Annotated in this window: 9 protein-coding genes; 8 read left to right on the top strand and 1 reads right to left on the bottom strand. The window is 50.3% G+C overall.

Going from position 1 to position 12,040, the window contains the following annotated elements; genetic code table 11:
- Positions 1 to 144 precede the first annotated feature (144 nt).
- The 6 genes from dnaA (at position 145) to gyrB (ending at position 6,494) form a co-directional block, all read left to right on the top strand.
- A complete protein-coding gene (gene dnaA / locus IAE55_RS24240; RefSeq protein WP_145162237.1) occupies positions 145 to 1,491 on the top strand; it encodes a chromosomal replication initiator protein DnaA in 1,347 nt (448 codons plus the stop codon).
- 198 nt (positions 1,492 to 1,689) lie between these two features.
- A complete protein-coding gene (dnaN, locus tag IAE55_RS24245; RefSeq protein WP_105445360.1) occupies positions 1,690 to 2,832 on the top strand; it encodes a DNA polymerase III subunit beta in 1,143 nt (380 codons plus the stop codon).
- A gap of 31 nt (positions 2,833 to 2,863) precedes the next feature.
- Positions 2,864 to 3,082, top strand: coding sequence for a S4 domain-containing protein YaaA (yaaA, locus tag IAE55_RS24250; RefSeq protein ID WP_200634112.1), 219 nt, complete (start codon positions 2,864 to 2,866; stop codon positions 3,080 to 3,082).
- Positions 3,083 to 3,138: 56 nt separating this feature from the next.
- A complete protein-coding gene (gene recF, locus IAE55_RS24255; RefSeq protein ID WP_116233178.1) occupies positions 3,139 to 4,251 on the top strand; it encodes a DNA replication/repair protein RecF in 1,113 nt (370 codons plus the stop codon).
- A 16-nt stretch (positions 4,252 to 4,267) separates the two neighbouring features.
- Positions 4,268 to 4,519, top strand: coding sequence for an extracellular matrix regulator RemB (gene remB / locus IAE55_RS24260; RefSeq protein WP_076172512.1), 252 nt, complete (start codon positions 4,268 to 4,270; stop codon positions 4,517 to 4,519).
- A 64-nt stretch (positions 4,520 to 4,583) separates the two neighbouring features.
- A complete protein-coding gene (gene gyrB / locus IAE55_RS24265; protein WP_145162234.1) occupies positions 4,584 to 6,494 on the top strand; it encodes a DNA topoisomerase (ATP-hydrolyzing) subunit B in 1,911 nt (636 codons plus the stop codon).
- Between the two features lie 99 nt (positions 6,495 to 6,593).
- Here gyrB and IAE55_RS24270 read toward each other — a convergent pair whose 3' ends face one another.
- Positions 6,594 to 7,424 carry a YheC/YheD family protein gene (locus tag IAE55_RS24270; RefSeq protein WP_145162231.1) on the bottom strand — a complete coding sequence of 277 codons (831 nt, stop codon included), beginning with the start codon at positions 7,422 to 7,424 and terminating at the stop codon, positions 6,594 to 6,596.
- 578 nt (positions 7,425 to 8,002) lie between these two features.
- Here IAE55_RS24270 and gyrA point away from each other — a divergent pair.
- A complete protein-coding gene (gene gyrA / locus IAE55_RS24275; protein WP_200634113.1) occupies positions 8,003 to 10,567 on the top strand; it encodes a DNA gyrase subunit A in 2,565 nt (854 codons plus the stop codon).
- A 164-nt stretch (positions 10,568 to 10,731) separates the two neighbouring features.
- Positions 10,732 to 11,835, top strand: coding sequence for an HD-GYP domain-containing protein (locus IAE55_RS24280; protein WP_105445357.1), 1,104 nt, complete (start codon positions 10,732 to 10,734; stop codon positions 11,833 to 11,835).
- Positions 11,836 to 12,040: the final 205 nt, after the last annotated feature.

The raw sequence follows: 12,040 nt of genomic DNA on the forward strand, positions 1-12,040 counted from the left end.
GAACAATTTCAATTTGTCCACTTTTTTTATTTTCCCCCCGTTTTTGAAACTGGGGATATATTCTGCACCATTCATCTTTTTTCGACATTTCCACTCATGGCTCGATCCCAGCCACATTTGGAAGATTTAAAGGAGTGACAGTCTGTGGACAGCCATACTTCCGAATTATGGCAGCAAATCCTATCAATTATTCATACCAAGCTCAGCAAGCCGAGTTTTGACACCTGGTTTAAAGCAACCAAAGCGATACAAATGAGCGAGCATTCCATCGTAATTTCCGCTCCAACCACATTTGCTGTCGAATGGCTGGAAAGCCGCTACACAAAACTCGTTAGCTCCACCATCTATGAAGTGTTGGGGAAGCAGGTTGAAGTGAAATTCGTTATCGAGGAGAACAAGCCTGCCGAACTCACCCCACAGCAGCCCGCGCCCATGCCTCAGGCGACCCCTGACGAGGCTCTAACCCATATGCTTAACCCGAAATATACATTTGACACATTCGTCATCGGTTCGGGCAACCGGTTTGCGCACGCGGCCTCTTTGGCTGTCGCGGAAGCGCCGGCGAAGGCGTACAACCCTTTGTTTTTGTATGGAGGGGTAGGGCTTGGCAAAACCCACTTGATGCATGCGATCGGACACTACATTCTGGAGCACAATCCCGCCAGCCGGGTCGTATATATCTCTTCCGAGAAATTTACGAATGAATTCATCAACTCAATCCGTGACAACCGGGCCGAGAGTTTCCGCAACAAGTATCGGAACGTCGACATTTTGCTGATTGACGATATTCAGTTTCTGGCGGGCAAGGAGTCGACACAGGAGGAATTTTTCCATACGTTCAACGCCCTGCATGAGGAACAGAAGCAGATCATCATCTCAAGCGACCGGCCGCCCAAGGAAATCCCGACGCTGGAGGATCGGCTGCGCTCGCGCTTTGAATGGGGGCTGATTACGGATATCCAGCCGCCGGACCTGGAGACGCGGATCGCGATCCTGCGGAAGAAGGCCAAGGCTGAGAATCTCGATATTCCGAATGAAGCGATGATGTATATCGCCAATCAGATCGACACGAACATCAGGGAGCTAGAAGGGGCGCTGATTCGCGTTGTCGCCTATTCCTCGCTGACCAATCAGGACGTGACCACGCATCTGGCTGCCGAAGCGCTGAAGGATATCATCCCGTCCAGCAGACCGAAGATGATCACCATTCAGGACATTCAGCAGAAGGTCGGGGAGTACTACAACTTGAAGCTTGAGGATTTCAAAGCGCGGAAACGGACTAAGGCCGTCGCTTTTCCAAGACAGATCGCCATGTACTTGTCCAGGGAACTGACAGATTTCTCGCTGCCCAAAATCGGCGAGGCCTTCGGGGGAAGAGACCATACGACCGTCATCCATGCCCACGAGAAAATATCCCAGTCTCTGAAAGAGGACCAGGATCTGTTCAAAGTCATCAATAACATCACGGAAAAAATCAAAAATCCAACCTGAACAAGTTCAAAGCCTATGCACAATCTATACACATGTGAATAGGCTTGATTTTATTGAGGTTTTTGAACTTATCCACAAATTCAGTGCGCCTACTGCTATTACTATATTATTTAAATAAAATAATATTCATAATAGGCTGCACGCAGCCGGCATACCGGAGTAGTCTTGCAATCCGAATTTCCTGCTAGGAGTGAAACTATGAAAATCAGCATCCTTAAAAACGTTCTTAACGAATCCATCCAGCACGTATCCAAGGCGATATCAAGCCGAACCACCATTCCGATCTTGTCCGGCATCAAGCTGGACGTGAATCATTCGGGAGTTACCCTCACAGCCAGCGACACCGATATTTCCATTCAGTCCTTTATTCCCGTGGAAGATAGCGAACGCACTATCGTCACGGTTGAACAACCGGGCAGCGTCGTGCTGCCGGCCAAATTTTTCGTGGAAATTATCAAGAAGCTGCCTTCTCAGGAAATTCAAATGGAGGTCAAAGACCAGTTTCAAACCTTTATCTCCTCAGGAGCCACCGAAATTCAGATGGTTGGACTGGATCCGGAAGAATTCCCGGTGCTGCCTGATATCGAGGGGAACCAAACGGTTTCCCTGCCGGGAGCGCTTCTCAAAAACATGATCCGCCAAACCGGTTTTTCCATTTCTACGCATGAGACGACGCCGATCCTGACGGGGGTTCTGTGGAACCTGGATCAAAACGAGCTGAAGTTTACCGCTACCGACCGACACCGCCTGGCCACCCGCTCCGCTCATTTGGAAGGGGCCGACGAAGTGAAGTTTCACAATGTCGTTATTGCCGGTAAGACGCTGAACGAGCTGAGCAAAATCATTCCCGACCAGAATACGCTGGTCGATATCGTCGTGGCCGACAACCAGGTGCTGTTCAAGATCGACCGGGTCCTGTTCTATTCCCGCATCCTGGACGGCATTTATCCGGATACTTCTAGGATTATTCCGACAAACTACAAAACAGAACTGGTTTTGGACACAAAAAAATTAAGCGAGTCGATCGACCGCGCTTATTTGCTCTCCAGAGAGGAGAAGACGAATATCGTACGCCTGCAGACGATGGAGCATGGCGGTATCGAAATTTCTTCCAGCTCGTCGGAACTGGGTAAAGTGCGCGAAGAGCTGGACGTGATTGATTTTAAAGGGGAACCTCTGAAAATCTCGTTTAACTCGAAATATATGCTGGACGTGCTGAAAGTGGTGGAAAGCGAGCAGCTCAAAATTGCCTTTACCGGCATCATGAGCCCGATCATTCTGAAGCCGGTGGATGACAGCCAAAGCCTGTACGTTATTCTTCCGTATCGGACCACCAACTAAGCAAAACTTGTCCACAGCGAAAGGATTCCTGATGAACAAAATAGTTATCCACAGTGAATATATTAAGCTTGATCAATTTCTGAAGCTCGCCACCTGCGTATCCACAGGGGGGATGGCCAAAGCTCTGCTGGCGGAGAACATGGTGACTGTAAACGGGGAGCCGGAAGACCGCCGGGGGCGGAAGCTGTATCCGGGCGATCAGGTCAAAGTGACGGACTGCGGCGAATTTGTGGTAGCACAAGAGGCATAAAGTGCCCCCAGGCCGCTGCTGTCGGCGGCGGCCGGCGAAGATGGGGAGGATAAGGCGTGTTTGTTAAAAATATCAGTCTGCAGCATTATCGCAACTACGAGAAGCTGCAGCTGGATTCTTTTGGAGACGTAAATCTGCTGATCGGACAAAATGCCCAAGGCAAAACCAATTTGCTGGAGGCTATTTTTGTGTTGGCATTAACCAAAAGTCACCGGACCTCCAAAGATCGGGAGCTGATTTCGTTTGAAGGAGGAAGCGCGCATCTGTCCGCGGTTGTGGATAAGAAGTACGGTCCGCTTACCCTCGATTTGACGATGTCCCCACAGGGGAAGAAGGCGAAGATTAACGGACTCGAGCAGCGGAAGCTGAGCGATTTTATCGGTGCGCTGAACGTGGTGATGTTTGCCCCGGAAGATTTGGAAATTGTGAAAGGCACACCGGGCATCCGCCGGCGGTTCCTTGATATGGAGATCGGCCAGGTCCAACCGGGATATCTCTATCATTTGCAGCAGTACCAGAAAGTTCTTAACCAGCGGAACAACCTGTTGAAACAGATGTGGGGGAAAGACAGCGTGAAGCCGGGCATGCTGGAAATCTGGGATCAGCAGCTCGTGGAGCACGGTGTTAAAATCATCAAAAAGAGGAAACAATTCATAATAAAGCTGCAGAAGTGGGCGGAAACGATCCACCAAGGCATCACAAGCGGCGGGGAATCGCTGAAGCTTGTCTATCAGCCGTCGTTTGGCGACGCCGAGGAGGAAGATGAAGCTTATCTTTTTGAACAATTTATGTTAAAGTTATCACAAGTGAAGGATCAAGAAGTGCGCCGCGGGATGACCCTTGCCGGGCCTCACCGCGACGACATGGCCTTTTTCATTAACGGCAAGGAAGTTCATACGTACGGTTCACAGGGACAGCAGAGAACGACCGCTCTGTCTCTTAAACTGGCTGAAATCGAACTGATCCAGGAGGAGATCGGAGAGTATCCGGTGCTCTTGCTGGATGATGTGCTGTCCGAGCTTGATCCTTACCGGCAAACGCAATTGATTGAGACTTTTCAGAGCAAGGTTCAGACCTTTATCACGGCGACGGGAATCGAAAGTTTGAATGCCGATAAACTGAAGAACGCGAACATCTATCATGTTCATGCGGGACAGGTCAATTCTTAAGGAATGGGGAATGGTTATGTATATCCATCTGGGCGGTGAAAAAATCATCCGTTCTGCAGAGCTGGTTGCGATCTTTGACATTTCGATCGAGAAATCCTCCAAAATATCCAAGCAGTTTGTAAGCCATGCCCGGCAGGAAAAGAACGTGGAGTACATTGGCGAAGAGGAAGCCAAATCCATCGTCGTGACGAAGAGCACCGTCTATTACTCTCCAATTTCCTCATCCACGCTTAAGAAGCGGGCGAATGTCTTCTTCGCCAACGCTTAGGACACTGTGAACGCAGGTACACTCCAATCAGCAAACGTAGAATATATAGAAGTAGGTGACAGGCATGTCTATGAATCAACCGCAATATGATGAGAGTCAGATTCAGGTTCTGGAGGGTCTGGAAGCCGTCCGCAAACGGCCGGGCATGTATATCGGATCGACCAGCGTCAAAGGACTCCATCACCTGGTCTGGGAAGTGGTGGACAACAGTATCGACGAGGCGATGGCGGGCGTATGCGACCATATCGAAGTCATTGTCCACAAGGATAACAGCATCACGGTTGTCGACAACGGGCGCGGTATTCCGGTTGGTGAGAACGAGAAATTGAAAAAGTCGACCCTTGAGGTCGTCATGACCGTGCTTCATGCCGGTGGTAAGTTCGGCGGCGGGGGATATAAGGTATCCGGCGGCCTGCACGGCGTTGGTGTATCCGTCGTTAACGCACTATCCACCAAGGTCGTTGTCCAAGTAAGGTTGAATGGGCATATCTATCAGCAGGAATACCATCGCGGCGTGCCCCAGTATGACGTCAAAGTCATCGGGGATACCGACGAGCACGGTACGACCGTTACCTTCCTGCCCGATCCGGAAATTTTCACGGAGACAACAGAGTATGACTATAATACTCTCTTGACGCGGATTCGCGAGCTGGCCTTTTTGAACAAAGGCATTGCTTTGACGCTGACCGATGAGCGCACGGGGGCTTCCAACTACTTCAAGTACGAGGGCGGTATTATCGAATACGTCAAGTTCCTGAATGAGAAAAAGGAAGTTCTTCATGAAACGCCGATCTATGTAGAGGGCTCGCGTGACAACATTCAGGCGGAGATCGCGCTGCAGTACAATGAGAGCTACACCGAGAACATTTATTCTTTTGCGAACAATATCAATACGCATGAGGGCGGAACCCACGAATCCGGCTTCAAGAGCGCCTTGACCCGGATTATTAACGAATATTGCCGCAAGAGCGGCCTCGTCAAAGACGGCTCCAATCTGTCCGGCGACGATGTGCGCGAGGGCCTGACAGCCATTATTTCGGTCAAAATTCCGGAGCCGCAGTTCGAAGGCCAGACGAAAACCAAACTCGGCAACAGTGAAGTCCGCGGCATCGTGGAATCGCTCTTCTCCGAGAAGCTGTCCGAGTTCCTGGAAGAGAATCCTGCCGTATCCCGGCGGATCTTGGAAAAGGCGCTGCAGGCATCCCGTGCGCGCGAAGCTGCACGTAAAGCCCGTGAGTTGACGCGCCGCAAGAGTGCGCTTGAAGTCAGCGCCCTTCCCGGCAAGCTGGCGGACTGCTCCTCGAAGGATGCGTCCATTTGCGAGCTGTACATCGTCGAAGGGGACTCTGCCGGCGGATCCGCCAAGCAGGGACGCGACCGGCATTTCCAGGCGATTTTGCCGATCCGCGGTAAAATCCTGAACGTTGAGAAGGCGCGTCTTGACCGCATTTTGTCTAATTTGGAGATCCGGGCGATCGTAACGGCGATGGGTACGGGCATTGGCGACGAAGACTTCGACCTCAGCAAGGCTCGGTATCACAAGCTCATTATCATGACCGACGCCGATGTCGACGGCGCGCACATTCGCACGCTGCTGCTGACCTTCTTCTACCGGTACATGCGCCAGCTGCTGGAAGCGGGATACGTATACATCGCGCAGCCGCCGCTCTTCAAAATTGAGCGCAACAAGACGGTCCGTTATGCCGGTTCCGAGAAGGAGCGCGATGAAATCATCGCTGAGTTCGGAGAGGGATCCAAAATTAATATCCAGCGGTATAAAGGTCTGGGAGAGATGAATCCGGAACAGCTGTGGGAGACAACCATGGATCCGGAGAGCCGCACCATGCTGCAGGTGACGATTGAAGACGCCATGCAGGCAGACCTTATTTTCGACACCCTAATGGGTGACAGCGTTGAACCGCGGCGTGATTTTATTCACGAACACGCAAAAACAGTTAAAAATCTGGACATTTAAGCTTGAAGCCCACCTTAACTTGTTGGTGAGTCCAGCCCAAGATGATATAGACAGACAAAACAAGAGAAGTTTCCGGAACCGGAGCTTCTCTTGTTTTTGTTAATAGCTGCCTCTCCGTTTACTTCTGCCGGGGAGCCTCCCATAGTTGATCGCATACCGTTCTATGCGGCGGTAAATGCTTTTATCCTTGAAGAACTTTTTAAACGGAAAGATGGCCGGGAGCGTATTCACTTCAAGGATCCAGGGGTTGAGCTGCTCGTCGATGGCTACGTCGAGGCCAATCTCCTTGATACCGGGGAATTTGGTCTGCAGCTGCTGTGCAGTGGCTACACCCAGCTCATAAAGCTTTCGTTCCAAGTGAGGAGCTTCTTCAGGGCTTACGTTCCCCTCGAGCAGTTCGTTCAGCAGGCGTACGGAACCTCCACCGTGGTAGTTCGTGATGATCATGTCCTTAGCGGCCACCCGGCCGATGATCCCTGTCGTTTCCCAATTGCGGTATGGTGTTCTTTGGGTCAGGATTCTCAGATCAAACTGGCGCTCCTCATACTTCAAAGTCACGATTCCCTGCTGAATAATATAAAACTTTCCTCTTGTGTGCCTGTGTATGGCCTGATGCAGCGCATCAAGGTTCGCGTACGTCTCGGAGCGTATGCCGTAGCGCAAGGTATATTCCACTCCAGTGTGGGGAGATCCCTCGGCGGGCTGCTCGCCAGCTGGAGCGTCAGGTTCACCGTGCCGCTGTACGTTCATGACCCCGTTGCCGTATGTGCCGCGGTCCGGCTTAATGTATACAAGAGGTGTGTTTTCAAGCATATTACCCAGCGTAGCGCGTGTATATTTTTGCGTTAAGGGAATGTAAGGAGATACCTGTTGATTCTGTAAAAGGACCTGGGTTTTCGCCCATTTGCTTGCAACACGTTGAATCGCCAAGAAATATCATCCTTTCTACGTGATTGGCCTTGTTATGTGCTTGTCGGCCGGAGCTTCTTCTCCGCGGTTCACAGGCGTAAAACATAGGACAAGCAAGCAAAACAATGGTATAATATAAAGATGTGGTGTTTTGTTTGCTCAAAACAGCACTAGGCGTCCCTATTGCCCTACCAGTATATGTGGAAAAGGCACAGAAGGCCGGGCGAATCCCTAGAGAAACGGAACTTGGGCAGCTGCGGAGCCAGTGGCGCTCAAACGTTTAATTGTGCTCTTTTTGTGAAAGTAATATAATAAAGGTTGGTGGGTTTGCGGATTCTCGTCCGTTGATTTCACCTTTTCTGCCCTGCGGTTATGCGCTTTTCGTTTCGCTCGGGCAAGAAGGAATTGAACTTTAACAGGCTTTGCATAAGCCTGAAAGTTATGGGAGCTTTTGCGGAAGTACGGGCGCTAGGCCCAGCCTGCAAAGACTGTACGTCGATAGACGTTTTTCCTCATATATTGATTTTTTATTTGCTGTACTAAATGAATCGTCTGCAAAGACATGTTAGTGGTTTGATAGAAATTGGAGGAGGTCCACCATGGCGGAAGAAAGAGGCTCGCAAATCAAAGATCGGGACATACGCGACGAAATGCGCGAATCCTTTATGGATTATGCGATGAGCGTCATTGTTTCCCGGGCTTTGCCGGATGTGCGGGACGGGATGAAGCCGGTTCACCGGCGTATCCTGTACGCGATGTCGGAGCTCGGTATGTATCCAGATAAACCATTTAAGAAATCGGCGAGAATCGTGGGTGAGGTCATCGGTAAGTATCACCCGCATGGTGACTCGGCTGTATACGAGACCATGGTTCGTATGGCACAGGATTTTTCGATGCGTTATATGCTTGTTGAAGGCCATGGAAACTTTGGTTCCGTTGACGGTGACTTTGCAGCCGCCATGCGTTACACCGAGGCTCGTCTTTCCAAGATCGCCATCGAGATGCTGCGCGATATCAACAAAGAGACAATTGATTTTACCGAAAACTATGATGGCGAGGAACTGGAGCCGGTTGTGCTTCCGGCACGTTATCCGAACCTGCTGGTCAATGGGGTATCGGGAATCGCGGTCGGCATGGCCACCAATATTCCACCGCATAACTTGGGTGAAGTGATTGATGGCGTGCAGGCGCTCATCAAGAACCCCGACATTACGTCACTGGAATTGATGGAATATATCAAGGGTCCTGACTTCCCAACCCGGGGCTTCATTTTAGGTCGGCAGGGAATCCGTCAGGCATATGAGACTGGCCGTGGATCCGTCACGATGCGGGCCAAAGCCGAGATTGAAGAAGTCAACAATAAGGCGCGTATCATTGTGACCGAGCTTCCTTACCAGGTCAATAAAGCTCGTTTGGTCGAGAAAATCGCCGAGCTCGTTCGTGAGAAGAGAATCGAGGGTATTACCGATCTGCGTGACGAATCCGACCGGACCGGTATGCGAATCGTCATCGAGCTGCGCCGTGACGTCAATCCGAGCGTTATGCTGAATAATTTGTACAAACACACGGCGCTGCAATCCACGTTCGGCATCAACATGCTCGCGATCGTGAACAAGGAGCCGAAGGTTCTGACGTTGCGCGATGCGCTGTACCATTATTTGCAGCACCAGATTGAAGTTATCCGCCGCCGGACCGAATATGATCTGAAAAAGGCGGAAGCCCGCGCTCATATTTTGGAAGGCTTGCGAATCGCACTCGACCATCTGGACGAAGTCATCTCGATTATTCGTTCTTCTCAGACGACGGAAATTGCCCGTGACCGTTTGATAGAGCGTTTCAGCCTAAGCCTTGAGCAGACCCAGGCCATTCTGGAAATGAGACTCCAGCGCCTGACCGGTTTGGAACGCGAGAAGATCGAGGCCGAATACCAGGAGCTTATGGTGAAGATTGCCGAGTACCGCGAAATTCTCGCGAATGAGCAGCTTGTTCTGGACATTATTACGAATGAGCTTCAAGAAATCAAAGAGCGCTTCGGCGACGAGCGCCGTACCGAAATTACCGTTGGTGAAGAGAGCATTTTGGATGAAGATCTGATTCCGCGTGAAGAAGTGGTTATCACGATCACGCATACCGGATACATCAAACGCTTGCCTGCTAACACCTATCGCAGCCAGAAACGCGGCGGACGTGGGGTAACAGGGCTTGATATGAAGGATGAGGACTTTGTCGAGCATCTCTTCGTCACCAACTCGCATAATTACCTGATGTTCTTCACGGATCGGGGTAAGGTGTACCGCCTGAAGGCGTACGAAATTCCTGAACTGGGCCGTACCGCCCGGGGAACGGCGATTATTAACCTCATTCAGATCGAACAGGGAGAGACGATCAATGCCGTGATTCCGGTCTCCGAGTTTGAGGATGACAAATACCTGTTCTTCGTTACCCGCAGCGGGGTTGTGAAGAAGACGCCTCTTGAGGATTACGTGAATATCCGCAAAGGCGGCCTAATCGCGATCAACTTGCGCGAAGACGACTGCTTGATTGAAGTCAAGCTGACGGATGGTAAGCAGGAAATGATCATGGGTACAGCCCACGGCATGTCTATCCGCTTCTCTGAGCATGATGTGCGGTCGATGGGGCGCGGAGCGACAGGGGTTAAAGGGATTACCCTGGATGAAGGCGACTCGGTGATCGGCATGGACGTCATCGATAAAGAGCTGGATGTCCTGATCGTAACGTCCAAGGGATACGGCAAGCGTACCCCTGCCAGCGATTACCGTTCGCAAACGCGTGGCGGTAAGGGGATTAAAACCATCAACGTCACGGACAAGAACGGACCTGTGGTTGGGCTGAAGGTCGTGAAGTCCGAGGAAGACCTGATGATCATTACCACCAGTGGCACGTTGATCCGAACCAGCATGGAGGGAATCTCCACGATGGGACGCTACACGCAAGGCGTGAAGCTGATTAACATCCGTGAGGATGATGCTGTAGCGACCGTATGCCGCGTCGATAAGAGCGACGATCCGGACGATGAAGACGTAGTCTTGATCGAAGGGCAAGAGGTCGGCAACGGATCGGAAGAAGGCGCGGAGCCTGACGACACCGGAGCACCTGCACCTGAAATGACGGATGCTTCGGATGAGGCACCGGACGAAGAATAATTCCGTTAATACGGCAAACGCTAAGAGCATGAGTCTGATTCCATCAGATTCATGCTTTTTTTTCTTGGCTTCATATGGAAAGCAGGCGATTGTACAGCGTTCTTATCCGTAATATAATTGGTGTATATTACCACCATATGAGTCGGAAATGAGTGAATGGATCAATGGCCAGCGTATCGATTACAGAAATCAAACCCGGTTTTAAATTATCCAAGGATGTTCACACGCCATTGGGCGGATTGCTGCTACAGAAGGGAACGGTACTGCTGCCGAGAGACCTAGAAATCCTGCGTGCATTTATGGTGCAGTCGGTTGACGTTGACAACGGAGAGCAGGAAACGAAGAGTTCCGCTGACAGCAGAGCGGCGATACCGCAGCGGAGCGTCCCTTCAGTTCAGGCCGGAAAGGACTCAGTCACAACCGTCCAACGTTCCAGTTTTCTAGAGGAATATGACAGAATGATTCAGCTGGTAAAAAGCACATACCCTTCCGTTATTGCGGCAGAGATCCCGATCTTTGAACTCAGAGGCCAACTGGAGGCACTTATTTCACAGATTAAGGACTATAATTTATTAACCTTTTCGCCAAGAAGCATGAGCGAGTATGACTATATTTATCACCACGCGGTCCTTTGTGCATTGTCATCCTATCAGCTGGCCAGATGGGTCGGGTTACAGCAGAAGGATTGGATGCAGGCTGCTTTTGCAGGCTTATTCCATGATATCGGTAACTTCAAAATCGATCCGGCCGTATTGTACAAGCCACAGCCTCTTACCGCAGAGGAAGTTGGAGAGATGAAGAGACATACCACCTACGGCTATCAACTGCTTAAAAATGTAACAGCCATTAATGAGGGCGTACGCTTGGCTGCTCTGCAGCATCATGAAAAAGTAGACGGCACAGGGTATCCTCTCCGGCTGGATGGAGGCAAGATTCATATCTATGCGAAAATTGTTGGCATCGTTGATATATTCCACGCCATGACGCTGAATCGCGTATACCAGAAAGCCCAATCTCCGTACCTGGTGCTGGAGCAAATTCATGCAGAAGCTTTTGGTAAGTTGGATCCAAGTATCGTCAGCACTTTAATCAGCAAAGTTACAGAATTTCATAACGGTACCGTTGTCCGACTAAGCAATGATCAGATAGGAGAAATCGTCTTCACGGACCGCAATCATCCGACACGGCCTATGGTCTCTGTCAACGGACAGATTATCAATCTGATTCAGCAAAGACAGTTATGTATCAACGAAATTATTTCTTCGTAAATAGTTGACTTCATATTAATGGCTGTGTTATATTATTTCTTGCCCTCTTAAAGCAGGATGTTGATAACACAGCTTTTTAAAAGAAATATAAAAAAAGCTTGCAAGCTTGCTGAGAGCATGATATACTATAAAAGTTGCTGAGGCGATGAGCTTCCGGTAACGAAACGAAGTTTGATCTTTGAAAACTGAACAACGAGTGAGTATA

The sequence above is a fragment of the Paenibacillus sp. S28 genome (assembly GCF_016624415.1).
Lineage (GTDB): Bacteria > Bacillota > Bacilli > Paenibacillales > Paenibacillaceae > Paenibacillus_AQ > Paenibacillus_AQ favisporus.